Annotated in this window: 24 protein-coding genes; 3 read left to right on the top strand and 21 right to left on the bottom strand. The window is 57.8% G+C overall.

Going from position 1 to position 26,584, the window contains the following annotated elements; genetic code table 11:
- Positions 1-29: 29 nt before the first annotated feature.
- The 19 genes from CAG25_RS02185 to mnmG form a co-directional block, all read right to left on the bottom strand.
- On the bottom strand, positions 30-656 hold the full coding sequence (locus CAG25_RS02185) for a glutathione S-transferase family protein (protein WP_085612468.1): 627 nt from the start codon (positions 654-656) through the stop codon (positions 30-32).
- A gap of 104 nt (positions 657-760) precedes the next feature.
- Complete coding sequence (locus CAG25_RS02190; protein WP_085612469.1) at positions 761-1,687, bottom strand: LysR family transcriptional regulator; 927 nt, start codon at positions 1,685-1,687, stop codon at positions 761-763.
- Positions 1,688-1,697: 10 nt separating this feature from the next.
- Entirely contained in the window at positions 1,698-2,897 is a 1,200-nt protein-coding gene (locus CAG25_RS02195; protein ID WP_256575387.1) for a Fic family protein, read from the bottom strand.
- 199 nt (positions 2,898-3,096) lie between these two features.
- Positions 3,097-4,929 (bottom strand): glutamine--fructose-6-phosphate transaminase (isomerizing), encoded by a 1,833-nt coding sequence (gene glmS, locus CAG25_RS02200; protein WP_085612470.1) that lies wholly within the window; start codon positions 4,927-4,929, stop codon positions 3,097-3,099.
- Between the two features lie 2 nt (positions 4,930-4,931).
- Entirely contained in the window at positions 4,932-5,708 is a 777-nt protein-coding gene (locus CAG25_RS02205) for a DeoR/GlpR family DNA-binding transcription regulator (protein WP_085612471.1), read from the bottom strand.
- Positions 5,709-5,838: 130 nt separating this feature from the next.
- On the bottom strand, positions 5,839-7,206 hold the full coding sequence (glmU, locus tag CAG25_RS02210; RefSeq protein WP_085612472.1) for a bifunctional UDP-N-acetylglucosamine diphosphorylase/glucosamine-1-phosphate N-acetyltransferase GlmU: 1,368 nt from the start codon (positions 7,204-7,206) through the stop codon (positions 5,839-5,841).
- Positions 7,207-7,324: 118 nt separating this feature from the next.
- Positions 7,325-7,750: a F0F1 ATP synthase subunit epsilon gene (locus tag CAG25_RS02215; protein WP_007954164.1), complete on the bottom strand. Its 426-nt coding sequence runs from the start codon at positions 7,748-7,750 to the stop codon at positions 7,325-7,327.
- Positions 7,751-7,795: 45 nt separating this feature from the next.
- A complete protein-coding gene (gene atpD, locus CAG25_RS02220; RefSeq protein WP_007954162.1) occupies positions 7,796-9,172 on the bottom strand; it encodes a F0F1 ATP synthase subunit beta in 1,377 nt (458 codons plus the stop codon).
- A 27-nt stretch (positions 9,173-9,199) separates the two neighbouring features.
- A complete protein-coding gene (gene atpG / locus CAG25_RS02225; RefSeq protein WP_007954161.1) occupies positions 9,200-10,060 on the bottom strand; it encodes a F0F1 ATP synthase subunit gamma in 861 nt (286 codons plus the stop codon).
- 50 nt (positions 10,061-10,110) lie between these two features.
- Entirely contained in the window at positions 10,111-11,655 is a 1,545-nt protein-coding gene (gene atpA, locus CAG25_RS02230; RefSeq protein ID WP_039764983.1) for a F0F1 ATP synthase subunit alpha, read from the bottom strand.
- 21 nt (positions 11,656-11,676) lie between these two features.
- Positions 11,677-12,213: a F0F1 ATP synthase subunit delta gene (locus CAG25_RS02235; RefSeq protein WP_007911956.1), complete on the bottom strand. Its 537-nt coding sequence runs from the start codon at positions 12,211-12,213 to the stop codon at positions 11,677-11,679.
- Positions 12,214-12,225: 12 nt separating this feature from the next.
- The gene (locus tag CAG25_RS02240) at positions 12,226-12,696 is read right to left on the bottom strand and encodes a F0F1 ATP synthase subunit B (protein WP_007954149.1); all 471 of its coding nucleotides are present in this window, start codon (positions 12,694-12,696) and stop codon (positions 12,226-12,228) included.
- A 57-nt stretch (positions 12,697-12,753) separates the two neighbouring features.
- Positions 12,754-13,011 carry a F0F1 ATP synthase subunit C gene (gene atpE, locus CAG25_RS02245; protein WP_003097235.1) on the bottom strand — a complete coding sequence of 86 codons (258 nt, stop codon included), beginning with the start codon at positions 13,009-13,011 and terminating at the stop codon, positions 12,754-12,756.
- A 134-nt stretch (positions 13,012-13,145) separates the two neighbouring features.
- Positions 13,146-14,015 (bottom strand): F0F1 ATP synthase subunit A, encoded by an 870-nt coding sequence (gene atpB, locus CAG25_RS02250; RefSeq protein ID WP_042607991.1) that lies wholly within the window; start codon positions 14,013-14,015, stop codon positions 13,146-13,148.
- Between the two features lie 16 nt (positions 14,016-14,031).
- On the bottom strand, positions 14,032-14,439 hold the full coding sequence (locus CAG25_RS02255; protein ID WP_003229783.1) for a F0F1 ATP synthase subunit I: 408 nt from the start codon (positions 14,437-14,439) through the stop codon (positions 14,032-14,034).
- 148 nt (positions 14,440-14,587) lie between these two features.
- Positions 14,588-15,460 carry a ParB/RepB/Spo0J family partition protein gene (locus CAG25_RS02260; RefSeq protein WP_064600630.1) on the bottom strand — a complete coding sequence of 291 codons (873 nt, stop codon included), beginning with the start codon at positions 15,458-15,460 and terminating at the stop codon, positions 14,588-14,590.
- A gap of 9 nt (positions 15,461-15,469) precedes the next feature.
- On the bottom strand, positions 15,470-16,267 hold the full coding sequence (locus CAG25_RS02265) for a ParA family protein (protein ID WP_007954142.1): 798 nt from the start codon (positions 16,265-16,267) through the stop codon (positions 15,470-15,472).
- An 18-nt stretch (positions 16,268-16,285) separates the two neighbouring features.
- Positions 16,286-16,930 (bottom strand): 16S rRNA (guanine(527)-N(7))-methyltransferase RsmG, encoded by a 645-nt coding sequence (gene rsmG, locus CAG25_RS02270; protein ID WP_007911906.1) that lies wholly within the window; start codon positions 16,928-16,930, stop codon positions 16,286-16,288.
- Positions 16,927-18,825 carry a tRNA uridine-5-carboxymethylaminomethyl(34) synthesis enzyme MnmG gene (gene mnmG, locus CAG25_RS02275; protein ID WP_085612473.1) on the bottom strand — a complete coding sequence of 633 codons (1,899 nt, stop codon included), beginning with the start codon at positions 18,823-18,825 and terminating at the stop codon, positions 16,927-16,929. The genes rsmG and mnmG overlap by 4 nt, the downstream gene beginning before the upstream one ends.
- Before the next feature lie 571 nt (positions 18,826-19,396).
- Between mnmG and CAG25_RS02285 the strand changes: the two genes are divergently transcribed.
- From CAG25_RS02285 to CAG25_RS02295, 3 genes are all read left to right on the top strand, one after another.
- Positions 19,397-19,903, top strand: a complete 507-nt coding sequence (locus CAG25_RS02285; RefSeq protein ID WP_085612475.1) for a sigma-70 family RNA polymerase sigma factor — start codon at positions 19,397-19,399, stop codon at positions 19,901-19,903.
- Positions 19,903-20,850, top strand: a complete 948-nt coding sequence (locus CAG25_RS02290; protein ID WP_085612476.1) for a FecR domain-containing protein — start codon at positions 19,903-19,905, stop codon at positions 20,848-20,850. The genes CAG25_RS02285 and CAG25_RS02290 overlap by 1 nt, the downstream gene beginning before the upstream one ends.
- 120 nt (positions 20,851-20,970) lie before the next feature.
- A complete protein-coding gene (locus tag CAG25_RS02295; RefSeq protein ID WP_085612477.1) occupies positions 20,971-23,406 on the top strand; it encodes a TonB-dependent siderophore receptor in 2,436 nt (811 codons plus the stop codon).
- Positions 23,407-23,449: 43 nt separating this feature from the next.
- Here CAG25_RS02295 and mnmE read toward each other — a convergent pair whose 3' ends face one another.
- A complete protein-coding gene (gene mnmE / locus CAG25_RS02300; protein ID WP_085612478.1) occupies positions 23,450-24,820 on the bottom strand; it encodes a tRNA uridine-5-carboxymethylaminomethyl(34) synthesis GTPase MnmE in 1,371 nt (456 codons plus the stop codon).
- Between the two features lie 81 nt (positions 24,821-24,901).
- Positions 24,902-26,584 (bottom strand): membrane protein insertase YidC, encoded by a 1,683-nt coding sequence (yidC, locus tag CAG25_RS02305; protein ID WP_085612479.1) that lies wholly within the window; start codon positions 26,582-26,584, stop codon positions 24,902-24,904.

Raw genomic sequence — 26,584 nt, forward strand, 5'->3', positions numbered from 1 at the left:
TCCCCTGCGCCATCGGCACAGATTGAATGTCAGACGGTGGTTTGCAGGCCGGCAACGGTGCGCGGCATGCCGACAAAACCGGGCAGCGCCTCAATGCGCGAAAGCCAGGCGCGAACGTTAGCGTAGTCGTCCAGCGACACATTGCCTTCCGGTGCGTGGGCAATGTAGCTGTAGGCCGCCACGTCAGCGATGGTCGGCTCAGTACCTGCCAAATACGGGGTTTTGCCCAGTTCCAGGTCCATCACCTTGAGAAAATTGTGCGCACGGGTGATGACTTCCTCGGCGTTGAACTTCGCCCCGAACACCGTGATCAGGCGGGCGGCGGCAGGGCCGAAAGCAATCGGCCCGGCGGCAGCGGACAACCAGCGCTGCACATGCGCGGCGCCGACCGGATCGCTTGGCAGCCAGCGACCATTACCGTATTTCTGTGCCAGGTAGACGAGAATCGCGTTGGAGTCGGCGAGTACCACGCCATTGTCATCAATGGCCGGAACCTGACCAAAGCTGTTGATAGCCAGGTATGGCGCCTGTTTATGCTCGCCCTTGGCCAGATCGACAAAGATCAGCTCGGTCGGCAGTTGCAACAGTGACAACATCAGTTCGACGCGATGGGCGTGGCCGGAACGCGGGAAGTTGTAGAGTTTGATCGCTTGCATGGTCGACTCCGCTGGATGAAGGCGCCGTTCAGGGTGGACGGCGGCCGTGGGAGCCATCTTCCACCTATCGTGAAAACAACAGAATTACCAGCAAACGCAATCCATTATTTCTCTGGATGAAATAAAGCGGCATTTTTCAAGGCGGGATGCTCACGCAATGCGTTCACCATGAAGTCGACAAAACTGCGCACCCGCGCCGGCGCCTTGCGTCCGCCCTGATACACCACATGGATCGGCAACGCAGGCAGTTCGAACTCGGCGAGGACGATTTCCAGTTCGCCGGAGGCGACCTTGCCGGCCACCTGATAAGACAGCACCCGGGTCAGCCCCAGGCCCAGCGACGCCGCCGTGATCGCAGCCTGATTGGCCGTGACCACCAGACGCGGTTCCGGTTTTACGCCGATGAGTTCACCGTGTTCCATGAATGGCCAACTGCGCTGTTGACCGATGGCCGATGTCGCCACCACCGGCGCCCCTGCCAATGCCTGTGGATGGGCAGGCCGACCATGGACCGCGAAGTATTCCGGCGAGCCGCAAATCACCCGCCGTACCTCACCGACCCGGATCGCATGCTGATTGCTGTCCGGCAACTCGCCGATACGCACCGCGACGTCGATGCCCTCCTCGACCATGCTTACCACGCGGTCGAGCAACAGGGCGTTGATGGAAACGTCCGGGTATTGCGTCAGATAACGCGCCATCACCGGCGTGACGAATTGTTCACCGAATAAAACCGGCGCCGTCACCGTCAACTGCCCACGGGGCTGGGTATGACTGCCGGCAGCGGAATCCTCCGCTTCCTGCACCTCGGCGAGAATTCTCCGACAGTCTTCCAGGAAACGCAGACCGGCTTCGCTCAAATGCACGCTGCGGGTGGTACGGATCAACAACTGCGTGCCGATCCGCTGCTCCAGCGCGGCCACCGCCCGGGTCACGCTGGCTGCCGACAAACCCAGGCGCCGCGCGGCAGCGGAGAAGCCCTGCTCCTGGGCGACGATGGCGAAAACCTGCATTTCCTGGAAGCGATCCACTGTTTAACTCCTAAACCGCGGCGTTTATCCGCTGATGCAAGTCCGGGAACAGCAGTTGAGCAAACCAGATCGGCAATCCCGGATAGAGATCACGCGCCTTGGGCGTTGCACTTTCGACCAGCCCCAACTGTACGAGACTTTTCAATTGATCCGTTGCCACCCGATCGGACAATCCCGTGAAGATCTTGAAATCCGCGCGGCTCAACGTGCCTTGCGTCAGCAGAACATGCAAGGCCCGTGCGGTTTCCAGCTTGATCCCCGCCCGTTTGATCCGCTCGTCCCAAGCAAAAATGGTTTGCAACCTTTCGCGCATATTGGAGATGTTCAACGCCTGCTCTGTGTAACGCATCTGGTCGAGACAAGTTTCCAGCATGAACCCGACAAATTCGAACAAACCGGCTTGCGTCAGTTGACCACGACCATCCAGATCCCCACGACGCGGCTTGTCGGCGTTTGCCAGTCGGGCGTAATAGGACGCTTGCTGTCGAGCAAGCCCGCGGGATAAGGACCAGAGCGGCGAAACCAACCCGAGTTTCTGCAACTGGAGATGCGTCACCAGCCTGACTGTCCGTCCATTTCCGTCAACGAAAGGATGCACCCACGCCAATCGATGGTGATAAGCCATGACGGCAAGCAGTCGACTCCGTGCGTCCGGCAAACGACCGTATATCTGCTGCATTCGGTTAAGCATGGGCGATACGGATTGGCAGGGGGGGGCCGCGTGATTGCCAACGAGCACTTCCTGACCCGCCACATCCCGTAACTGACCAGGCACCAGTTGACTCCCGTCACTCAGACTCAGCTGCTCGTCGCCAGCACCGAGAAACAGACGCTTGTGCAGGCGCGCAACGAATGCCGAACTGAACAGGGTTTCCCATGACAGGTCCTTGTGCATAGTCAGCGCTCGTTCGAATGCCTGCTGCGTGCCGATGTGCGTCATAGCCAGCTCTGTGAGCTCTTTGCGGTGACGTTTTGGAGCTGTCGGAGCAAGCGTCACAGGCTCCGTGAACTGACCTTCTATCAAGTTGCTGTAGAAACTGCTGGTGACACGCAGTAGACCGCCGACCCGTTGCAGCATGGGGGGAGAAACCATAGCGCTGAGTTTTCCAGCCTGGAAGGGCACTTGCTCGGCCAGTTGCAATATTTCACTTGGAAATACCGGCATCAGCGGCTCGAGCCAATGGTTTCCCAAGACAGATTCAGCACTCATAAAATCTCCAGAATCGCGGATTTTTTTGCGAATTCAAGATTACGCTCAAAGCCTTTATTTACCTAGCCTTGAGTAATGTAGGAGATTTCATGAATGGGTGTAGTTAGCGGATTTGTTTGCGGATTTACTGTAGGAATTTACTGCTGTGTATCTGTGTTATGCACAAGAGCGCGAATAACTCGCGCTCTTGTGCAACCCATCACTCCACCGTCACCGACTTCGCCAGGTTACGCGGCTGGTCAACGTCCGTGCCCTTGAGCACAGCAACGTAATACGACAGCAGTTGCAGCGGAATGGTGTAGAGGATCGGCGACAGGATGTCGTGGATGTGAGGCATCTGCACCACGTGTGTGCCTTCGCCGTTGGTCATCCCGGCCTTTTCGTCGGCGAACACGACCAGTTCGCCACCGCGGGCGCGGACTTCCTGCAGGTTGGACTTGAGCTTCTCCAGCAGTTCGTTGTTCGGTGCGACTGTCACGACCGGCATGTCGTTATCCACAAGCGCCAGCGGGCCATGTTTCAGTTCACCGGCTGGATAGGCTTCAGCGTGGATGTACGAGATTTCCTTGAGCTTCAAGGCCCCTTCCATCGCTACCGGGAATTGCGCGCCACGGCCCAGGAACAGGGTGTGGTTCTTCTCGGCGAACAGCTCTGCGATTTTTTCCACGGTGCTGTCCATCGCCAGGGCTTCGCCCAGACGGGTTGGCAGGCGACGCAGTTCTTCGACCAGCGTGGCTTCAACGCCTTTGCCCAAAGTACCGCGCACCTGACCCAGAGACAGGGTCAGCAGCAGCAGACCGACCAACTGCGTAGTGAACGCCTTGGTCGAGGCCACGCCGATTTCACGACCAGCCTGGGTCAGCAGGGTCAGGTCGGACTCGCGCACCAGCGAGCTGATGCCGACGTTGCAGATCGCCAGACTTGCGAGGAAGCCCAGTTCCTTGGCGTTGCGCAGGGCGGCCAGGGTGTCGGCGGTTTCGCCGGACTGGGAGATGGTGACGAACAGGGTGTCCGGCTGCACCACCACCTTGCGGTAGCGGAACTCGCTGGCGACTTCGACCTGGCACGGAATGCCGGCCAGCTCTTCGAGCCAGTAACGGGCAACCATGCCGGCGTGATAGCTGGTGCCACACGCCACGATCTGCACGTTGCGCACTTTGGCGAACAATTCGGCCGCTTGCGGGCCAAACGCCTGCACCAGCACCTGGTCCGCACTCAACCGACCTTCCAGGGTGCGCTGCACCACGGATGGCTGCTCGTGGATTTCCTTGAGCATGTAGTGACGGAACTCGCCTTTGTCGGCGGCTTCGGCGCCATCGGTGTACTGGACGGTCTGGCGCTCGACGGCTTTGCCGGTCACGTCCCAGATCTGCACCTTGTCGCGCTGGATTTCGGCGATATCGCCCTCTTCCAGGTACATGAAACGGTCGGTGACCTGACGCAGGGCCAGTTGATCGGAAGCGAGGAAGTTTTCGCCCAGGCCCAGACCGATCACCAGCGGGCTGCCGCTTCGAGCAGCAACGAGTCGATCCGGTTGCTTTGCGTGGATAACCACCAGACCGTAAGCGCCATGCAGCTCCTTGACCGCAGCCTTCAGCGCGTCGGCGAGGTCTGGCAACGACTTGAGTTTTTCGGTCAGCAGGTGAGCGATGACTTCGGTGTCGGTGTCCGAGGTGAACACGTAGCCCAGTGCTTTCAGTTGTTCACGCAGCGCCTCATGGTTTTCGATGATGCCGTTGTGCACGACAGCGACGTCACCGGAGAAATGCGGGTGGGCATTGCGCTCGCTCGGCGCACCATGGGTGGCCCAGCGGGTGTGGGCAATACCGAGACGGCCAACCAGCGGATGTTCGGCCAGCGCCGCGTCGAGTTCGCTGACCTTGCCCACACGACGAGTGCGTTCCAGAATGCCGTCATTGGTGTACACCGCCACACCGGCACTGTCATAGCCCCGGTATTCGAGGCGTTTGAGGCCTTCGACCAGAATGGCGGTGATGTTACGTTCAGCTACCGCACCGACGATTCCACACATGCTTATTTCTCCTGACTGACAGTCGCGCAAATCAAGTTGATACCGCGCGCCTGAATCTGATCGCGCGCATCCAGAGGCAGGCGATCATCGGTAATTAGGGTATGGACGCTGCTCCAGGGCAGCTCCAGGTTGGGGATCTTGCGGCCGATCTTGTCGGCCTCGACCATCACGATCACTTCCCGCGCCACTTCCGCCATCACCCGGCTCAGGCCGAGCAATTCATTGAAGGTGGTGGTGCCACGCACCAGGTCGATGCCATCGGCACCGATAAACAACTGGTCGAAGTCGTAAGAGCGTAGTACCTGCTCGGCGACCTGGCCCTGAAAGGATTCCGAGTGCGGATCCCAGGTTCCGCCGGTCATCAACAGCACAGGCTCGTGTTCAAGTTCGCTCAGGGCGTTGGCTACGTGCAGGGAGTTGGTCATCACCACCAGGCCTGGCTGTTGGCCGAGCTCGGGAATCATGGCGGCGGTAGTGCTGCCGCTATCGATGATGATGCGGGCGTGCTCGCGGATGCGTGTAACCGCAGCGCGGGCGATCGCCTGTTTGTATTTGGAAACGTTGAGGCTCGTGTCCGCCACCAGTTCCTGCGGCATGGTGATCGCACCACCATAGCGACGCAGCAGCAAGCCATGACTTTCAAGGACGGCGAGATCCTTGCGAATCGTAACTTCCGAAGTTTCGAAGCGCTTGGCCAGTTCATCCACACTCACCTCGCCCTGCTCATTGAGCAAAGCCAGAATGTTGTGACGGCGCTGAGGTGTGTTGCGTTTCGACATGGCTAATTAAGTTTCGATTCGAAAGATAACGGAAGCAATCAAAACCTATCAGCTGCGAATCGTCAAGCTGGCGCCCCAAAAAAAAGACCGCTGGCGGCGGTCTTTTTGTGATTCGAGCTTTGTGGATAACTCAGCTCTTCTTGATCTTCTCCGGCCGCTTCCAGCCATCGATGTTCTTCTGGCGTGCGCGGCCAACAGCCAATTGCGCGTTATCCACATTCTGGGTGATGGTCGAACCGGCAGCGGTGGTTGCACCGGCAGAGATATCCACAGGCGCCACCAGCGAATTGTTGGAACCGATGAACACGTCTTCACCCAACACGGTTTTCCACTTGTTGGCGCCGTCGTAGTTGCAGGTAATGGTACCGGCGCCGATGTTGGTTCGCGCACCGATCTCGGCGTCGCCCAGGTAAGTGAGGTGCCCGGCCTTGGCGCCTTCGCCCATGCGCGCGTTTTTCAACTCGACGAAGTTACCCACATGGGCGCGGGCTTCCAGCACAGTGCCCGGACGCAGACGGGCAAACGGGCCGGCATCGCTGCCTTCGCCCAGCACCGCGCCTTCGATGTGACTGTTGGCCTTGACCACCACGCCCTTGCGCAGGGTGCTGTCCTTGATCACGCAGTTCGGGCCGATCACCACGTCGTCCTCTATGACAACCTTGCCTTCGAGAATCACGTTGATGTCGATCAGCACATCGCGCCCCACGGTCACTTCGCCACGTACATCAAAGCGCGCCGGGTCACGCAGGGTGACACCCTGAGCCATCAAACGGCGACCGGCACGCAATTGGTAATGACGCTCCAGCTCGGAGAGCTGTTTGCGATCGTTGGCGCCCTGCACTTCCATCGGATCGTGAGGTTGTTCGGTGGCGACGGTCAGGCCATCGCTGACCGCCATCTCGATCACGTCGGTCAGGTAGTACTCGCCCTGAGCGTTGTTGTTCGACAGGCGACTCATCCAGTCCGCCAGACGATTGGCCGGCACTGCCAGGATGCCGGTGTTGCCTTCAGTGATCGCCCGTTGCGCTTCGCTGGCGTCCTTGTGTTCGACGATGGCGGCAACCTTGCCGTCGGCATCGCGCACGATGCGGCCATAACCGGTCGGATCGTCCAGCTCGACGGTGAGCAAGCCCATCTGCCCGGGTACAACGTGCTTGAGCAGACGTTGCAGGGTCTCGACTTCGATCAACGGCACATCGCCGTAGAGAATCAGTACGGTATCGGCGGTGATGAAAGGAACAGCCTGGGCCGTGGCGTGGCCGGTGCCCAGCTGCTTGTCCTGCAATACGAAATTCAGATCGTCAGCGGCCAGACGCTCGCGCACTACATCGGCGCCATGGCCGATGACGACATGAATGCGCTGTGGATCAAGTTGACGGGCGCTGTGGATAACATGGCCAAGCATGGAATCGCCGGCAATCGGATGCAGCACTTTTGGCAGCGCGGAACGCATGCGGGTGCCTTGACCGGCCGCGAGGATAACGATTTCAAGAGACATGACTGGCTACCAATCCTGGGTGGTCAGCAACTGCGACCGGGTTTGTAGAATTCTGAAAAGAAAAAAGGGTAGCCGAGGCTACCCTTTTTTATCAATCGCACAAGAAGTGGCTGACGGATCAACCGCCAAACTTCTTGCGGATCTGCTGGACGGTGCGCAGCTGAGCTGCAGCCTCGGCCAGACGTGCGGACGCAGCTCCGTAGTCGAAATCTGCGCTCTTCTCATGCAGAGCAGCTTCGGCAGCCTTGAGAGCTGCTTGAGCCTGAGCTTCATCCAGGTCGGCGGCACGTTGCACGGTATCGGCAAGCACCTTGACCATGTTCGGCTGAACCTCGAGGAAACCACCGGAGATGTAGAACACCTCGGCTTCCCCGCCTTGCTTGATCAGGCGGATCGGACCTGGCTTCAGATTAGTGATCAGCGGCGCGTGGCCCAGAGCGATACCAAGATCACCCAGAGCACCGTGCGCAATCACCATCTCGACCAGGCCGGAAAAGATTTCTCCTTCCGCGCTGACGATGTCGCAATGGACTGTCATAGCCATCTGATTGCCTCAACCTAAATTAGCGCCCGTTGCCGGGCGCCTGGATTACAGTTTCTTGGCTTTCTCGATCGCTTCTTCGATGCCGCCGACCATGTAGAACGCTTGTTCTGGCAGGTGGTCGTAGTCACCGTTGAGGATGCCTTTGAAGCCAGCAATGGTGTCTTTCAGGGAAACGTATTTACCCGAAGCACCGGTGAAGACTTCAGCCACGAAGAACGGCTGCGACAAGAAGCGCTGGATCTTACGAGCACGGTTTACCAACTGCTTGTCGGCTTCCGACAGCTCGTCCATACCCAGGATCGCGATGATGTCCTTCAGCTCTTTGTAACGCTGCAGCACGTACTGAACACCACGAGCGGTCTCGTAGTGATCGTTGCCGATCACGTTCGGGTCCAGCTGACGCGAAGTCGAGTCCAGTGGGTCTACCGCCGGGTAGATACCCAGGGAAGCGATGTCACGGGACAGAACGACGGTGGCGTCCAGGTGAGCAAACGTGGTCGCTGGCGACGGGTCAGTCAAGTCGTCCGCTGGTACGTATACGGCCTGGATCGAAGTAATCGAACCTTGTTTGGTCGAAGTGATGCGCTCTTGCAGCACGCCCATCTCTTCAGCCAGGGTCGGCTGGTAACCTACTGCCGAAGGCATACGGCCCAACAGTGCGGATACTTCGGTACCGGCCAGGGTGTAACGATAGATGTTGTCGACGAACAGCAGAACGTCGTTACCTTCGTCACGGAACTTCTCGGCCATGGTCAGACCGGTCAGCGCTACGCGCAGACGGTTTCCCGGTGGCTCGTTCATCTGACCGTAGACCAGGGCTACCTTGTCGAGAACGTTGGAGTCCTTCATCTCGTGGTAGAAGTCGTTACCCTCACGAGTACGCTCACCCACACCGGCGAACACGGAATAACCGCTGTGCTCGATGGCGATGTTACGGATCAGTTCCATCATGTTCACGGTCTTGCCTACACCGGCACCACCGAACAGACCGACTTTACCGCCCTTGGCGAACGGGCAAACCAGGTCGATAACCTTGATGCCTGTTTCCAGCAGCTCGTTGCCACCGGCCTGTTCAGCGAAGGAAGGAGCGGCGCGGTGGATACCCCAGCGCTCTTCTTCGCCGATCGGGCCAGCTTCGTCGATCGGGTTGCCCAGTACGTCCATGATCCGGCCCAGAGTCGCTTTACCGACCGGTACGGAGATGGCTGCGCCAGTGTTGTTGACGTCCAGACCGCGCTTCAAGCCTTCGGTGGAGCCCATCGCAATGGTACGAACCACGCCGTCGCCCAGCTGCTGCTGAACTTCCAGAGTGGTTTCGGCGCCTTGAACCTTCAAGGCGTCGTAGATGCTCGGTACGCTGTCGCGTGGAAATTCCACGTCGATAACGGCGCCGATGATTTGAACGATACGTCCGCTACTCATAGCTGGATCCTCTGAATATTTGAACCGTTAAACCGCGGCAGCGCCGCCGACGATTTCCGAGATCTCTTGGGTGATCGCAGCCTGACGCGCCTTGTTGTAGATCAGCTGCAAATCGCTGATCAAATCACCGGCGTTGTCGGTAGCGTTCTTCATCGCGATCATCCGCGCAGCCTGTTCAGCCGCGTTGTTCTCGACCACCGCCTGGTACACCTGCGACTCCACGTAACGCACCATCAAGCCGTCAAGCAGCTCTTTGGCGTCTGGTTCGTAGAGGTAGTCCCAGTGGTGCTTGAGTTCTTGATCCGGGGTCGCCACCAATGGAATCAACTGCTCCACGGTAGGCTGTTGCGTCATGGTGTTGATGAACTTGTTGGATACCACGGACAGGCGGTCAATACGGCCGTCCAGGTAGGCATCCAGCATCACCTTGACGCTGCCGATCAGATCATTGATCGACGGCTCTTCACCCAGGTGGCTGATAGCTGCAACGACGTTACCGCCGAAGTTGCGGAAAAAGGCCGCACCCTTGCTACCAACGACACACAGATCGATCTCGACGCCGTTTTCGCGGTTTACCGCCATGTCCTTGACCAGGGCCTTGAACAGGTTGGTGTTCAAGCCGCCGCACAGACCACGGTCACTGCTCACGACGACATAACCGACGCGTTTAACTTCGCGATCGATCATGAACGGGTGGCGGTATTCCGGGTTGGCGTTGGCCAGATGCCCAATTACCTGGCGGATACGCTCCGCATAAGGACGGCTAGCAGCCATGCGCATTTGTGCCTTGCGCATTTTGCTGACCGCCACTTTTTCCATGGCGCTGGTAATTTTTTGCGTGCTTTTGATGCTCGCAATCTTACTGCGAATCTCTTTTGCGCCTGCCATGTAACACCTATCAGGTTAGCAAGCGGGAGCCTTGCGGCTCCCGCTGCGGCTTACCAGGTTTGGGTGGCCTTGAACTTCTCGATACCAGCCTTCAGGCCAGCGTCGATTTCGTCATTGAAGTCACCTTTAACGTTGATCTTCGCCATCAAGTCGGCGTGATCGCGGTTGAAGAAAGCGATCAGCGCTTGTTCGAAGCTGCCGATCTTGGCGATTTCAATGTCAGTCAGGAACCCACGCTCAGCGGCATACAGCGACAGCGACATGTCGGCAATCGACATTGGCGCGTATTGCTTCTGCTTCATCAGCTCGGTAACGCGCTGACCATGCTCAAGTTGCTTGCGGGTCGCTTCGTCCAGGTCAGAAGCGAACTGGGCGAATGCCGCCAGTTCACGGTACTGAGCCAGAGCGGTACGGATACCACCGGACAGCTTCTTGATGATCTTGGTCTGAGCGGCACCACCCACACGGGATACCGAAACACCGGCGTTCACTGCAGGGCGGATGCCCGAGTTGAACATGGCCGATTCCAGGAAGATCTGACCGTCGGTGATGGAAATCACGTTGGTCGGAACGAACGCTGAAACGTCGCCAGCCTGGGTTTCGATGATCGGAAGTGCGGTCAGGGAACCGGTTTTGCCGGTCACTGCGCCGTTGGTGAACTTCTCTACGTACTCTTCCGAAACGCGGGATGCGCGCTCCAGCAGACGGGAGTGGAGATAGAACACGTCGCCTGGGTAAGCTTCACGGCCTGGTGGACGGCGCAGCAGCAGGGAAATCTGGCGGTAAGCCACTGCTTGCTTGGACAGATCGTCATAAACGATCAGCGCGTCTTCACCGCGGTCGCGGAAGAATTCACCCATGGTGCAACCGGAGTACGGAGCCAGGAATTGCAGTGCTGCAGATTCCGAAGCGCTCGCTGCAACGATGATGGTGTTAGCCAGTGCACCGTTTTCTTCCAGCTTGCGAACCACGTTGGCGATGGTCGATTGCTTCTGACCGATTGCCACGTAGACGCAGAAAATGCCGCTGTCTTTCTGGTTGATGATCGCGTCGATCGCCAGAGCGGTTTTACCGATCTGACGGTCACCGATGATCAGCTCACGCTGGCCACGGCCGACAGGGATCATGGCATCGACAGCCTTGTAGCCAGTCTGTACAGGCTGGTCTACCGACTTACGCCAGATCACGCCCGGAGCAACTTTCTCGACCGCGTCGGTCTCGGTGTTGCCCAGTGGACCTTTGCCGTCAACAGGGTTACCCAGTGCGTCGACAACGCGACCCAGCAGTTCCTTACCAACCGGAACTTCGAGGATGCGGCCGGTGCACTTGGCGCTCATGCCTTCAGCCAGACTGGTGTATGCGCCCAGTACAACGGCACCTACGGAGTCTTGCTCCAGGTTGAGGGCCATACCGTAGACGCCGCCCGGAAACTCGATCATCTCGCCGTACATGACGTCGGCCAGACCGTGAATCCGCACGATACCGTCAGATACGCTGACGACAGTGCCTTCGTTACGGGCTTGGGAGGTCACATCGAGCTTTTCGATGCGGCCCTTGATAATTTCACTTATTTCGGAAGGATTGAGTTGCTGCATTGCTCTGCTGCCCCTTCAAACTCAAGATTTCAATGCTTCGGCAAGTTTCGCGATTTTGCCGCGAATCGAGCCATCGATAACCAGGTCGCCGGCGCGGATAACGACACCACCTATAAGGGCAGCATCCTCCGCAACTTGCAGGCGCACTTCCCGGTTGAGTCGTGCACTGAGAACCTTGGCGAGTTTGTCTTGCTGTTCTTGGTTCAATGCAAAAGCACTGGTCACTTCAACGTCTACCGATTTCTCTTGCTCGGCCTTGTACAGGTCGAAAAGAGCGGCGATCTCCGGCAGAAGCGGGAGACGGTCGTTTTCGGCAACGACATTGATGAAGTTCTGTGCCTTGGCATCAAACTTGTCGCCGCACACGTCAATGAACGTGGCGGCCTTTTCTGCGCTCGTCAGTCGCGGGGCCTTGAGCACGCGCTGCATGGTGTCGTCTTGCGACACCGCTGCTGCCAGGCCGAGCATGGCTGACCAATTGGCCAGTTGCTGGTGGGCCTGAGCGTGCTCGAAGGCCGCCTTAGCGTAAGGTCGGGCCAACGTGGTCAGTTCTGCCATGATCGCCCTCGCTTAGATTTCAGCAGCCAGTTGGTTAACCAGCTCTGCGTGCGCGTTTTGATCGATTGTGGCACCCAGGATCTTCTCGGCGCCGCCGACAGCCAGCAAGCCCACTTGGGCGCGCAGCTTGTCTTTGACACTGTTCAGTTCCTGTTCGATCTCGGCTTGAGCCTGAACCTTCACACGGTCAGCGTCGACGCGGGCCTTTTCAACGGCCTCTTCGACAATCTGGTTACCGCGTTTCTTGGCTTGCTCGATGATTTCAGCTGCCTGAGCTTTCGCTTCGCGCAGTTGCTGACCCGCTTTCTCTTGGGCCAACTCCAGGTCGCGAGCTGCACGGCTGGCAGCGTCCAGACCATCAGCGATCTTCTTTTGACGTTCGTGCAGAGCCGCGATGACCGGAGGCCATACGAACTTCATGCAGAACAGTACAAAAATCAGGAACGCAACGGACTGGCCAATCAGGGTCGCATTAATGTTCACGCCAACACCTCGCAGTTACGTTGTCCATCACACCAAATCACTCGGAGATCCGAATGATTAGCCAGCGATCTGACCAACGAACGGGTTCGCAAAGGTGAAGAACAGAGCGATACCAACACCGATCATGGTTACGGCGTCGAGCAGACCGGCAACGATGAACATTTTAACTTGCAGCATTGGAACCATTTCTGGCTGACGCGCTGCGCCTTCCAGGAACTTGCCGCCCAGCAGGCCGAAACCAATTGCGGTACCCAGTGCGCCCAGGCCGATCAACAGTGCAACAGCGATAGCGGTTAGACCAACTACAGTTTCCATCTTTCCTCCCGACTTTTACGTCGTATGGTTTAGGTTTTTTAGATTAAAGCGGTAAAACAAATCGTTTCATGGTGCCCCGTGAGGAGCCCCTTCCCGTTTGACCGGGAAGGACATCAGACTAGTCGAGACTGGTCTTAATGGTTTTCTTCGTGCGCCATCGACAGGTAGACGATGGTCAGCATCATGAAGATGAACGCCTGCAGGGTAATGATCAGGATGTGGAACACAGCCCACGCCCACTGCAGGACAACGCCCAGGCCGCTGAGCCAGAGCAGGCCGCTGCCGAACATCACAGCGATCAGGATGAACACCAGCTCGCCGGCATACATGTTGCCGAACAGACGCAGAGCCAGAGAGATCGGTTTGGCGATCAGGGTCACGAATTCCAGCAGGAAGTTCACCGGGATCAGCAGGGCCTGAACGAAGATGTTCTTGCTGCCGAACGGGTGCAGGGTCAGTTCGCCGATGAAACCGCCGATGCCCTTGACCTTGATGCTATAGAAAATGATCAGTGCGAAAACCGAGAACGCCATGCCCAGGGTCGCGTTCGGGTCGGTCGTCGACACGGCGCGGAACGGGATGTGGTGATCGCCGGAGATCAGGATGGCCAGCTGAGGAATCCAGTCGACCGGTACCAGGTCGACGGCGTTCATCAGGAACACCCAGACGAAGATGGTCAGTGCCAGCGGTGCAATCACCGGGCTACGGCCATGGAAGCTGTCTTTCACGCTGCCATCGACGAATTCGACCAGGACTTCAACGAAGTTCTGCAGTGCACCCGGCTGACCGGAAGTCGCCTTCTTGGCCGCCATGCGGAAAAGAAGAACGAAAATCAGACCCAGCGCGACCGACCAGCCGAGAGTATCGACGTGGAAAGCCCAGAAGCCCATTTCCTTGGCTTCTGCTGCGGTGTGGGCAAAGCCCCAGCCGCCGTTGGGTAGCTGACCGAAGGTCAGGTTCTGCAAGTGGTGCTGGATATAGCCCGAAGCGGTTGTTTCTGCCATGGTTGCCTCAAACGCCCTAAGGTCTCGAAAGTCTTGTTCTCATCAGCAGGGGAGCGAACCAGCTGACCGACTGAGTCAGCACGAAGGCGCCGAATACAGCGATCGGCGCCAGTGGCTTCACACCTGCAAACACCAGTGCAAACAGCACTGCCGTCAAAATCAGTTTGCCTGCCTCGCCGGCATAGAAAGACCGGACGATGGACTGGGCTGCTCGGGCGCCGGAAAACCGAAATGCCTTGTGAGCGAAATAAACATTGGGCAGCAAGGCTATCAGGCCTCCGCAAAGTCCCGAGTATCCGGCAACGACTCCGTGCCATTGCCAGAGCGCCAAAGCGGCAATGAGCAAAATGACAAATTGAGCCATTAACACCGGAAAAACCGCCAGGCGATGGAACGGCAGGCGGTTTGGCTTGCGGGTTTCCATCACTATTGCTCTCCAATGGCCGGCTGCCGAAATTCAATAACTTGGCATAATTTGTGCCGACAAAATGCGCGCAGAGTATAGGGGCGGTTCTGCCCCTATTCAACTGTCAGGTAGTGATTTCCGACTGCGCGCTACAAGAGGAATTGTTTCAGCGGATGTGTGCGAGCACACCTTGAAGCTCATCGAGGGAGTTGTAACCGATCACCAGCTGCCCCTTGCCCTTCTTCCCGTGGCGGATCTGCACCGCAGAGCCCAGGCGCTCGGCCAGACGCTGTTCGAGGCGGGCGATATCCGGGTCGGGTTTGGACGGTTCGACCGGCTCCGGTTTGCCACTCAACCATTGGCGAACAAGTGCCTCAGTTTGGCGCACGGTGAGACCGCGTGCGACAACATGTCGCGCCCCTTCCACCTGCTGATTGTCCGGCAGACCAAGCAATGCACGGGCATGACCCATCTCCAGGTCGCCATGGGACAGCATGGTCTTGATGACTTCCGGCAGCGCAATCAGGCGCAACAGGTTGGCCACGGTGACGCGGGACTTACCCACAGCCTCGGCAACCTGTTGCTGAGTGAGCTGGAATTCCTGCTGCAAGCGCTGCAGGGCTACCGCCTCTTCAATCGGGTTCAGGTCTTCGCGCTGGATGTTCTCGATCAGCGCAATGGCGATTGCCGTTTCATCCGGCACATCACGCACCATCGCCGGGATGGTTTCCTGCCCGGCTTGTTGACTCGCGCGCCAGCGACGTTCGCCGGCAATGATTTCAAAACGACCACCACCAATCGGGCGAACCACGATCGGTTGCATCACGCCCTGGGCCTTGATCGACTGCGCCAGCTCTTCCAGCGCCTGCGGATCCATGTCCCGGCGTGGCTGATACTTGCCGCGCTGCAGCAGGTCCAGCGGCAGGTGCTGCAACTCGCGGCTGTCAGCCTGCGCCGCTTGTTCTTCCAGCGAGCTGACAGTCGGACCGCTCAACAGCGCATCCAGTCCTCGTCCGAGACCTCGTTTCTTGACGGCCATGGGGATTCCTTAAGTTGGCTGGGCAGCGGCGATGCGTGAATTTTTGCGCTGACGGCGAACCATCTCGCCCGCCAGGGCCAGATAGGCCAGCGCGCCACGCGATTGCTTGTCGTAGGCCAGCGCCGGCATGCCGTAGCTCGGTGCTTCGGCCAGACGAATGTTGCGCGGGATCACCGTGTCGTACAGCTGATCGCCGAAGTGTTCCTTGAGCTGGGCCGAAACGTCGTTCATCAGGCTCAGGCGCGGGTCGTACATGGTCCGCAACAGGCCTTCGACTTTCAGGTTCGGGTTCAGCAGTTCAGCGATGCGCTTGATGTTATCCACAAGGTCGCTCAGACCTTCGAGCGCAAAGTACTCGCACTGCATGGGGATAATGACCCCGTCAGCGGCGACCAGTGCGTTCAGTGTGAGCATCGACAGTGACGGCGGGCAGTCGATCAGAATGTAATCGTAGTTCTCGCGGATCGGCGCCAGCGCGCTGCGCAGACGGCTTTCCTTCATCTGCATTTCCAGCAGCACCACTTCGGCCGCCGTCAGGTCACGGTTGGCCGGCAGCAGTTGATAACCGCCATGTTCGGAGTAGTGCATCGCCTGGGCCAGATCGCATTCGCCGATCAGCAGGTCGTAGACCGAGTTTTCCAGGCCATGCTTATCCACACCGCTACCCATGGTGGCGTTGCCCTGTGGATCGAGATCGATCAACAGCACCCGGCGCTTGGTCGCGACCAGGGATGCTGCGAGGTTGATGCAGGTGGTGGTCTTGCCCACACCACCCTTCTGGTTCGCTATCGCGAATACCTTAGCCATTCTTGCTTGTGTTCCCAATCATGCCGTGCGGCGCAGTATCAGCAGATGGCGTTGGCCTTGGCAACCGGGTACGGCCAGGGCGTGTTCGCTATCGAGTTTGAAGTCTGCCGGCAATGCTACCAGCTCATCCGCCGGATGGACGCCCTTCATTGCCAGCCAGCGCGTATCGGCGTCGCCGAGGTGGCGAGTCCAGTTGGTGAAGTTCTCCATGCTGCTGAACGCCCGGGAAATGATCCCGTTGAACGGCTGTGCAGGCTGGAAGGCTTCGACGCGACTGTGGATAACTTGCAGGTTATCCAGTTTGAGTTCGAGTTTGACCTGGGTCAGGAAGCGGGTTTTCTTGCCGTTGCTGTCCAGACAGGTCACCTGCGAGTCCGGATACAGGATCGCCAGAGGGATCCCTGGCATTCCGCCGCCGCTGCCGACATCCAGCCAGCGCCCATTTTCGATGAACGACATTACGCTGAGGCTATCGAGCAAGTGGCGGGAGACCATTTCGTCCGGATCGCGAACGGCAGTCAGGTTGTAGGCCTGGTTCCATTTGATCAACAGGGCCAGATAACCCAGCAGCAGTTCGTGCTGGGTTTCAGTGAGATTGACACCGAGCTCGCGGGCTCCTGTGGATAACTCTTCGGCGTGTTGCGAAGTGACCTTAGAACTCAAGCGCTTTGCTCCAACTGACGGCCCGCGCCGCGTTTTTTCAAATGAATCATCAACAGCGAGATCGCTGCCGGGGTCACACCGGGGATCCGCGAAGCCTGGCCCAGCGTCTCGGGACGCGTGGCACCCAGCTTGCTCTGGATCTCCTTGGAGAGACCGGAAATGTTGGTGTAATCGATATCCACAGGCAGTTTCGTGTCTTCACTGGCGCGCAGACGGGCGATTTCGTCCTGTTGACGATCGATGTAACCGGCGTACTTGGTCTTGATCTCGACCTGTTCGGCGACCTGTGGATCTTCGGCGCCCTGCCCGGTCACTTCGACCAGACCAGCGTAGTCGATTTCCGGACGGCTCAAGAGATTGAGCAAGTTGTATTCGTGAGTCAGCGGCGTGCCGAATTTTTCGGCAATCGCATCGCCCTGCGGGGTGCCCGGGCGAACCCAGGTGCTTTTAAGGCGTTGCTCTTCGAGTTCGATGCTTTCGCGTTTCTTGCAGAACGCCGCCCAACGCGCGTCATCGACCAGACCCAGCTCGCGACCTTTTTCGGTCAGACGCAGGTCGGCGTTGTCCTCACGCAGGATCAGGCGGTACTCGGCACGGGAAGTGAACATGCGGTACGGCTCTTGAGTACCGAGGGTGATCAGGTCGTCGACCAATACCCCGATGTAGGCTTCATCGCGACGCGGACACCAGGCTTCTTTGCCTTTCGCACGCAGTGCAGCGTTCGCACCAGCCAGCAAACCCTGGGCGCCGGCTTCTTCGTAACCGGTGGTGCCGTTGATCTGGCCAGCGAAGAAAAGACCGCCGATGACTTTGGTTTCCAGACTGTACTTCAGGTCGCGCGGATCGAAGTAGTCGTACTCGATCGCATAACCCGGACGCACGATGTGCGCGTTTTCCATGCCGCGGATCGATTGCACGATCTGCAATTGCACGTCGAACGGCAGGCTTGTGGATATCCCGTTCGGATACAGCTCATGGGTGGTCAGGCCTTCCGGCTCGATGAACACCTGATGGCTTTCCTTGTCGGCAAAGCGGTGGATCTTGTCTTCGATCGACGGGCAATAACGCGGACCGACGCCCTCGATTTCGCCTGCAGCGGAATACATCGGCGAACGGTCGAGGTTCGCGGCAATGATTTCGTGGGTGCGGGCGTTGGTGTGGGTAATCCAGCAACTGACTTGCCGTGGATGCTGGTCCTTGTTGCCCATGAACGACATCACCGGGATCGGCGTATCGCCTGGCTGCTCGGTCATCACCGAGAAATCCACAGACTTGCCGTCGATACGTGGTGGCGTACCGGTCTTCAGGCGACCGACGCGCAGCGGCAGTTCACGCAGACGATGCGCCAGGGCGATCGACGGTGGATCACCAGCACGACCGCCGGAGAAATTCTGCAAACCGATGTGGATAAGTCCGCCGAGGAACGTACCGGTGGTCAATACCACGGAATCGGCAAAGAAACGCAGACCCATTTGGGTGACAACACCGCGTACCTGTTCCTGCTCGACGATCAGGTCGTCAGCGGCTTGTTGAAATATCCACAGGTTCGGCTGGTTTTCCAGAATTTCGCGGACAGCGGCCTTGTACAGAATACGGTCCGCTTGCGCACGGGTCGCCCGTACGGCAGGGCCTTTGCGGCTGTTCAATACGCGAAACTGGATGCCGCCCTTATCGGTAGCCATGGCCATCGCGCCGCCGAGGGCGTCGATTTCCTTGACCAGGTGGCTTTTGCCAATGCCGCCGATGGCCGGGTTGCAACTCATGGCACCGAGGGTTTCCACGTTGTGCGTCAGCAGAAGGGTTTTTGCACCCATGCGTGCTGAGGCCAGTGCTGCCTCGGTACCGGCATGACCGCCGCCGATGACGATCACTTCAAAACGGGAAGGGAAATCCACCACGCACCTCGTGCCTGCTTAAGTAGGTAATTCAGGAATAGTTTGAGATCAGGTTTCTGGACCTGGTCGGCAAGTATAGGGACTTCGCCCTTCCTAAAGAACCCTTTGCACAAAATTTAACCAGCTGTGGAGAACTCGCGGATAAAAGAATAAAAAAGAGAGAAATTTATAAAACCTTTGTTTTAAAGCTTATTCTTACTGCCCATGATATCTGTGGATAGATTTACACAGGCCTTTATTTTCGATGTGTACAGAGATTTAAAACCCTGTGGCCATGTCGCCATGAGGCCCTTGGATAACCGGTGTAAGCCTGTGGATGAATGAGCTGGTTATCCACAGCGGCAGTTATGTTCAGTTTTCAGGCCCTGTTATCAACTGCCCTTAGCGGCAGTTATTCACAGGGCTTAATCCACAGAAAATCGACGAAACGGCTTTTTCAGGGCGTCATGAAAGCGCCTGTCCGGGGGCAAATGACGGCGGAGAAGCTGATGGAGGGAAGTGCCAGGGCTATTGTGAGAGAACGTAACAGAGGCTAATAATAGCCATTATCATTAACTCGCCAGTTGCTCTCATGTCCCTACCCGCCCATAACGCTGCGATCGAGCAAATCTACGAGCAACACCATTCGTGGCTATATGGATGGCTGAAGGGAAAATTGCATGACGCCTGCGATGCGGCCGATGTCGCGCATGACACGTTTGTGCGGATCCTGGCCGCCCGCAATGCGGCTCAGATTCGCGAACCTCGGGATTATCTGGCCACCGTTGCACGCGGCCTGGTCATTGACCGGTATAGAAGACGCGCGATCGAGGCCGCGTATTTGCAGACCCTCGCCGCCAGACCTGAAGCCACGGCCATCAGCGAAGAAGACAAGGCGCTGATCATCGAAACCCTGGTTGCTGTGGATAAAGCCTTGGCCGGTCTTGGCGCACGAACCCAGCGGATCTTCATGCTTTCGCAGATCGATGGGCTGACTTATCAACAGATCGCCGTGCAGTTGAAGGTGTCGCTGACAACAGTGAAGAAGCACATGATCCGCGCTTTGACGGAATGTGCCCTGATCATGGCGCAGCGTTGATGGCCATCGCACCCAGCCGCAAGGTTTTCGAAACCGCCGCCAGTTGGTACGTGCAGTTTCAAGCCGACCCGCCGACCCTCACCGAACAGAAAGCCTGGCAACTGTGGATAGATAGTGATCCAGCGCATCTGGCGGCGTGGAATCAGATGGAACAACTACAGCGTCACCTCGGCACCCTGCCGCAGGATTTGAAACGTCGTGCGCTGAATACCGGCCAGCAACGGCGCCAGGTACTGAAGTTGTTGTTGCTCGCCGCAGGAACTGGTTTCGTTGGCTGGAATGTTCAGCAGCGTACCTCCCTTGGCGATGTCTGGGCCGACTATAAAACCGGCGTCGGCCAGCGCCGCAACATTACATTGGCCGATGGCAGCCAGATTCAGCTCAATACCGGCACAGCGATTGATGTGTCTTTTGACGCAGCCCAGCGACTGATCCGTTTACGCTCTGGAGAGATCCTGATTCAAACCGGCAAGCTCGGTGATCAACGGCCTTTTTTCGTCGAAACCCGCAATGGCCGGATTCAAGCGCTGGGTACCCGATTCTCTGTACATCAGTTGTCGGTTTCTACCCGTGTGGGTGTGCTGGAAGACCGGGTCAGCGTCCAGCCGGCCGATCTGTCGACAACCGCAATCATCCTGAAGGCGGGCGAAGGCGCCGACTTTGATAGTCGGCACATCGGGTTGATTCATCCTTTCAAATCCTCGGAAGTAGCGTGGACCAACGGTCAGTTGATTGTGCTCAATGCCCGGTTGGGCGAGGTGATCGACGAGTTGGGGCGCTATCGCAGCGGTGTTTTGCATTGCGATACCCGTGCCCGGGATCTTCGGGTTTCCGGCACCTTTCGTCTCGACTCCACCGACGCAGTGCTGGCCAATCTTCAGGCGTCCTTGCCGATCAAGGTCCGCTACTTCACCCGTTACTGGGTTTCGATCAGTCAGGACGCCTGAGCGAAAAAATACCTGGGGAAAAATAATTGAACACAAGGGTTATCTTTTTTTGCCCTGACCCGGCCCTACAGGTAATCGCGATAAACGCGGCTCTTTGCCACTTTCAGGGCTTATCCACACATGCGTCTTCCCACGTTCCGTCAGCGTTTTTCCCACCACTGCATTGCCTACAGCTTACTGATGACCAGTGCTGCGTCCTGCCTGGTCATCACCGATGACGCCTTCGCTGCAACAGCAGCTCAGCGGTACGCCATTGCTGCGGGACCGCTCGATACCGCCCTGAGCCAGTTCGCCTCGGCCGCGAATGTGATTCTGTCGTTCTCGCCGCAACAGACCAGCCGTTTGCGCAGCGCCGGGCTGAACGGCAACTTCAGCGTGGAACAAGGGTTTGCCCAACTGCTGCAGGGGTCGGGATTGCAAGCCGTGCCACAGGCGCCGGGCAGCTACATTCTGCAGGCACTGCCAAACGGCGATTCGCTGGAGCTGGCACCGACCAATATCAATGGTCAGTTGGCCAACCCGATGAACCTGGATTACGCCGACGACGTCGGTTACAAGGCACAGAACAGTCGGGTCGGTACGAAAACCAGTACGCCGTTGTCGCAAACACCACGTTCGGTGTCAGTCGTAACCGCCCAACGCATGAAGGATCAGAAATCACAGACACTCACCGAAGTACTTGGCTACGTACCGGGGATCTTTGCCCCACCGTTTGCCGCCGGCGACAGTCTGGCGGGGGATCTGTTCTACATTCGCGGTTTCAACGCCACCGATTACGGCTACGGTCTGTTGCGTGATGGACTACGCGTACAGGGCAACCGGTATGACACCAGCACCGAGCCTTATGGCCTTGAGCGAGTGGAGATTTTCCGAGGTCCTTCTTCGCTGCTTTATGGGGAGAACGCACCGGGCGGGCTGGTGAATCTGGTGAGCAAACGTCCAACCGCTGTACCCCAGGGTGAAGTGCAACTGAGCTATGGCTCGAACAATCGCCGGCAGGTCGGCGTCGATGTATCCGGTCCGCTCAACGACAGCGGCAACATTCTCGGGCGGGTGGTGATGCTCGGACGTAAATCGGACACCCAGACCGATCATGTCCCCGATGACCGGATCTACGTTGCACCATCCCTGACCCTGAATTTTGACGACTTCAATACCCTGACCTTGCTGGCCAACTACCAGAAGGATCACACCAACATGGAACTTGGCCTTCCGGCCGCCGGGACTTTGCTGACAAACCCCAACGGCAAGTTATCCAAAGGCACCATGCTCGGAGACCCGGACTGGAACACCTTCGAAAGGGAAACGTGGAGCACTGGCTACGAATTCAGCCACTCGTTCAACGATGACTGGCAGTTCCGTCAGAACTCTCGCTACATGCAGTCGCGCATCACCCGACATGAGACCTGGCCGGGCAACCTTAACAACGCCGGGTTCGGCACACGTCTGAACATGACCGCCTACGATCGCTTCAATAAGTCGATGGTGTACTCGCTGGATAACCAACTGGAGGGCAAATTCCAGGTCGGTGGCCTGGAGAATACGGTGCTGGTCGGCGCCAGCTATGATCGTACCTCCTTCAATCAGGACTGGAATGCAGGGCTGGTCGGGTCGATTGATGTGTATAACCCCGTCTACCTGCGCGATCCGACCACGCCGATCGCGGTGCAAAACACCTTGCTCGAACAACAGATGAAAGGTGTTTATGCACAGATCCAGAGCAAATACGACCGCTGGCTGTTCCTGCTCGGTGGTCGTCAGGACTGGGTCGACAGTGATTTCCGCGACAAGGTGGCCCGCTCCAGCGACATCAGTTCCGAGGACAAGAAGTTCACCTATCAGGGCGGAGTGATGTACCAGTTCGACAACGGTATGACGCCGTATGTCAGCTATTCCACCTCGTTCGTGCCGGTGCAACAGATCTCCAACGCCGGCGCGCCTCTCGATCCGATCACCAGCAGCCAGTACGAAGTGGGTCTCAAGTACGAACCGATCGGCTGGGACACCGCATTCACGGCGTCGGTGTATGACCTGCGCAAAAAGGACGACACCTACTTCGATGCCACGACGTCGAGTTACCGTCAGGTGGGCGAAAGCCGTTCCAAAGGTGCAGAACTTGAACTCAACAGCAATCTGACACAGAACCTGAATGTCACTGCGGCCTACACCTATACCGACGCCCGAATCACCAAAGACGCGACGACATCATTGGTCAAAGGCCACCAGATGACGGGCGTGCCGCGTAATCAGGCCTCGGTCTGGGCCAAATACCGCTTCCTTGATGGCGATCTGAAAGGATTGTACGTAGGAGGTGGTGTGCGTTACTTCGACAGTGCGTTCGCCTACACCTCGCCTTCGCTATACGGAAAGCTGGACGCCGGCGATGTGACGTTGGTGGATGCGGCGATCGGTTATCAGATCGACACGCACTGGAGCGTCGACCTGAACGCGAAGAACCTGTTCGACAAGGAATATGTGTCTGGATGCAACGATGCCGGCCGCTGTTACTGGGGCGAGGACCGCACCTTGCTCGGTACGGTTTCTTATAACTGGTAAGACGAAAAAGGGGCTGTGGATAAAATGTCCACAGCCCCTTTTATCATTTGCCGATACAGAAGCTGGAAAAGATCCTTCCCAGCAGATCATCGGAACTGAAGGCCCCGGTGATTTCACCCAGAGAATGCTGGGCCTGACGCAAATCCTCAGCGAGCAATTCGCCAGCACCCGCCAACGTCAATTGGGCACGTCCATGTTCCAAGGCATCACTGGCATGACGCAGGGCTTCCAGGTGCCGGCGGCGTGCGCTGAAGCTGCTTTCCGATGTTTGTTCATAGCCCATGCAGGCTTTGAGGTGATCACGTAGCAGGTCCAGACCTTCACCTGCAGACTTGGCGCTCAGGCTGATCGTCACATGGCCATCCTCACTGACTTCCAGGGCAATGGCTTCGCCAGTCAGATCGGCTTTGTTCCGGATCAATGTGACTTTCGCCGGATCCGGCCGGGTTTCGAGGAATTCGGGCCACAAGGCGAACGGATCAGCGGCCTCTGGCGCAGTGGCGTCGACGACCAGCAGCACTCGGTCAGCCTCGCCAATGGCTTTCAATGCTCGTTCAACGCCGATCTTTTCCACATGGTCATCGGTATCGCGCAGACCAGCGGTGTCCACAACGTGCAGCGGCATGCCGTCGATGTGGATATGTTCGCGCAGGATATCCCGGGTAGTGCCGGCGATTTCGGTCACGATCGCGGCTTCACGACCGGCCAGAGCGTTGAGCAGGCTGGATTTGCCGGCATTCGGACGACCGGCGATCACCACGGTCATGCCGTCACGCAGCAACGCGCCCTGCCCGGCTTCGCGCAATACGGTGGATAACTCGTTACGAACCTTGTCGAGCATGCTTAGCACGTGGCCGTCGGCGAGGAAGTCGATTTCTTCTTCCGGGAAATCGATAGCCGCTTCTACATAGATCCGCAGGCCGATGAGCTGTTCGGTGAGGTTATGCACACGTTGGGAAAATGCACCTTGCAAGGAGCGCAAGGCATTGCGCGCGGCCTGTGCAGAACTGGCTTCGATCAGGTCGGCGATGGCCTCGGCCTGAGCCAGGTCGAGTTTGTCATTGAGGAATGCTCTTTCGCTGAATTCTCCGGGACGGGCCAGACGGCAGCCCAGTTCCAGGCATCGCTTGAGCAACATGTCGAGGACGATCGGGCCGCCGTGGCCCTGCAGTTCCAGTACGTCCTCGCCGGTGAACGAGTTCGGCCCGGGGAAATACAGCGCCAGACCTTCATCCAGCACCTGTTGATCGTCAGTTAAGAACGGGCCGTAGTGGGCAAATCGTGGTTTCAGTTCACGGCCGCTGATGGCTTTGGCAGCAACGCTGGCCAGCGGCCCGGAAATTCGAACGATGCCCACACCACCACGGCCTTGGGCGGTGGCGACAGCTGCGATGGTTTCACGAGGTGCGCTCATAAACCGGTATCCAGACAAAAATGGCAGATAGCAAAACGCCCCACTAGGGGGCGTTTTGAGTGGTGTTATCCACAGAGTAAGTTACGCCTCGGCTTTTTTCGTCGCCGCTTCGATCTTACGCGTGATGTACCACTGTTGGGCAATCGACAGGCAGTTGTTCACAACCCAGTACAGCACCAGACCCGCCGGGAACCACAGGAAGAAGAAGGTGAAGATGATCGGCATCATTTTCATCACCTTGGCCTGCATCGGATCCGGAGGTGTAGGGTTCAGACGCTGCTGGATGAACATGGTCGCGCCCATGATGATCGGCAGGATGAAGAACGGATCCTTGATCGACAGGTCGGTAATCCACAGCATGAATGGCGCCTGGCGCATTTCCACGCTTTCCAGCAAAACCCAATACAGGGAAAGGAAAACCGGCATCTGCACCAGGATCGGCAAGCAGCCACCCAACGGATTGATCTTCTCTTTCTTGTACAGCTCCATCATGGCTTGCGACATTTTCTGCCGGTCATCGCCATGTTGCTCTTTCAGTGCAGCCAGCTTCGGAGCCACGGCGCGCATGCGGGCCATCGACTTGTAACTGGCGGCCGACAGAGGAAAGAAAATCCCTTTGATCAGCATGGTCAGGAAGATGATCGACCAGCCCCAGTTGCCGACGATGCTGTGGATATGTTGCAGCAGCCAGAAGATTGGCTGGGCAATGAACCACAGAATGCCGTAGTCGACAGTCAGTTCCAGACCTGGGGACAACTCTTTCAGCACAGCCTGGCTCTTCGGACCGGCGTACAGAACAGCGCTGGTCTCGACTTTCGCACCCGGTGCAGCGGTCAACGAAGGACCGGTGTAACCGATGATGTAGTTGCCTTTGCTGTCTTTACGGGTCTGGACGATGTTGTTTTCGCCCTTCGGAGCAACCCATGCAGTCACGAAGTAGTGTTGCAGCCAGGCTACCCAACCACCGGTGACGGTTTCCTTGAGCTGAGCTTTGTCCATGTCCTTCATGGACACTTTCTTGTACGGCTCGGAACTTGTCCACAGGGCGGCGCCCAGGTAAGTCGCGGTACCGGTAGCAGTGGTCGACGAAGGATCGGCGCTGGCATCGCGTTTCAGCTGGGCGAACATCGAACCGGACCAGGGCTGAGCGCTCTGGTTGTCGATCAGATAGGTCACGGTCACGTCATACAGGCCACGTTTCAGAGTGAAACGCTTGATGTAATTGACGCCGTCCTTGCTGAATTTCAGGTCGACGACCAGTTGGTCCTGACCTTCAGCCAGTTGATAAGTCTTCTTCTCCGAAGAGTAGATCGGGCGACCGGCCGGGTTTGCATCCGGACCATTGGTGCCAATCAGACCGCTCTGTGCCAGATAGGTACGTTCGCCACCGTTGTCGAACAGCTGGAACGGAACGTCCGGACGATCCTGACGACGTGGATACAGCGGCAAGGTCAACTGAGCAACATCACCACCTTGTGGATCGATCGCGAGATCGAGCACGTCGGTCTTGATCTGGATCAGATCCTTGCTGACGGCGACCGGCGTTTCGGCAGGTGCGCTGGTATCGCTTGCGGCGCGCGGAATATCGTCACTGGCGGCAGCGTTATTGCCAGTGGCGGTGTCCGGCAAACCGGATGTAGTCGTACTGGAAGCAACATTCTGAGTCGGCAGGGCAGCCTGGCCATAGTCCTGGTTCCATTTAAGGACCATGACGTAGGACACGATTGCCAGGGCGACGATCAGGATCGTGCGTTTGATATCCAT

The sequence above is a fragment of the Pseudomonas sp. B16(2017) genome, from assembly GCF_002113205.1.
GTDB classification, from domain to species: domain Bacteria; phylum Pseudomonadota; class Gammaproteobacteria; order Pseudomonadales; family Pseudomonadaceae; genus Aquipseudomonas; species Aquipseudomonas pharyngis.

Bases quoted from the DNA above. Each gene is read 5' to 3' on its own strand.
- CAG25_RS02185 (WP_085612468.1), bottom strand. From the start codon at position 656: ATGCAAGCGATCAAACTCTACAACTTCCCGCGTTCCGGCCACGCCCAT.
- CAG25_RS02195 (WP_256575387.1), bottom strand. From the start codon at position 2,897: ATGAGTGCTGAATCTGTCTTGGGAAACCATTGGCTCGAGCCGCTGATG.
- glmS (WP_085612470.1), bottom strand. From the start codon at position 4,929: ATGTGTGGAATCGTCGGTGCGGTAGCTGAACGTAACATCACCGCCATT.
- CAG25_RS02205 (WP_085612471.1), bottom strand. From the start codon at position 5,708: ATGTCGAAACGCAACACACCTCAGCGCCGTCACAACATTCTGGCTTTG.
- glmU (WP_085612472.1), bottom strand. From the start codon at position 7,206: ATGTCTCTTGAAATCGTTATCCTCGCGGCCGGTCAAGGCACCCGCATG.
- CAG25_RS02215 (WP_007954164.1), bottom strand. From the start codon at position 7,750: ATGGCTATGACAGTCCATTGCGACATCGTCAGCGCGGAAGGAGAAATC.
- atpD (WP_007954162.1), bottom strand. From the start codon at position 9,172: ATGAGTAGCGGACGTATCGTTCAAATCATCGGCGCCGTTATCGACGTG.
- atpG (WP_007954161.1), bottom strand. From the start codon at position 10,060: ATGGCAGGCGCAAAAGAGATTCGCAGTAAGATTGCGAGCATCAAAAGC.
- atpA (WP_039764983.1), bottom strand. From the start codon at position 11,655: ATGCAGCAACTCAATCCTTCCGAAATAAGTGAAATTATCAAGGGCCGC.
- CAG25_RS02235 (WP_007911956.1), bottom strand. From the start codon at position 12,213: ATGGCAGAACTGACCACGTTGGCCCGACCTTACGCTAAGGCGGCCTTC.
- atpE (WP_003097235.1), bottom strand. From the start codon at position 13,011: ATGGAAACTGTAGTTGGTCTAACCGCTATCGCTGTTGCACTGTTGATC.
- atpB (WP_042607991.1), bottom strand. From the start codon at position 14,015: ATGGCAGAAACAACCGCTTCGGGCTATATCCAGCACCACTTGCAGAAC.
- CAG25_RS02255 (WP_003229783.1), bottom strand. From the start codon at position 14,439: ATGGAAACCCGCAAGCCAAACCGCCTGCCGTTCCATCGCCTGGCGGTT.
- CAG25_RS02260 (WP_064600630.1), bottom strand. From the start codon at position 15,460: ATGGCCGTCAAGAAACGAGGTCTCGGACGAGGACTGGATGCGCTGTTG.
- CAG25_RS02265 (WP_007954142.1), bottom strand. From the start codon at position 16,267: ATGGCTAAGGTATTCGCGATAGCGAACCAGAAGGGTGGTGTGGGCAAG.
- CAG25_RS02285 (WP_085612475.1), top strand. From the start codon at position 19,397: ATGTCCCTACCCGCCCATAACGCTGCGATCGAGCAAATCTACGAGCAA.
- CAG25_RS02290 (WP_085612476.1), top strand. From the start codon at position 19,903: ATGGCCATCGCACCCAGCCGCAAGGTTTTCGAAACCGCCGCCAGTTGG.
- CAG25_RS02295 (WP_085612477.1), top strand. From the start codon at position 20,971: ATGCGTCTTCCCACGTTCCGTCAGCGTTTTTCCCACCACTGCATTGCC.
- mnmE (WP_085612478.1), bottom strand. From the start codon at position 24,820: ATGAGCGCACCTCGTGAAACCATCGCAGCTGTCGCCACCGCCCAAGGC.
- yidC (WP_085612479.1), bottom strand. From the start codon at position 26,584: ATGGATATCAAACGCACGATCCTGATCGTCGCCCTGGCAATCGTGTCC.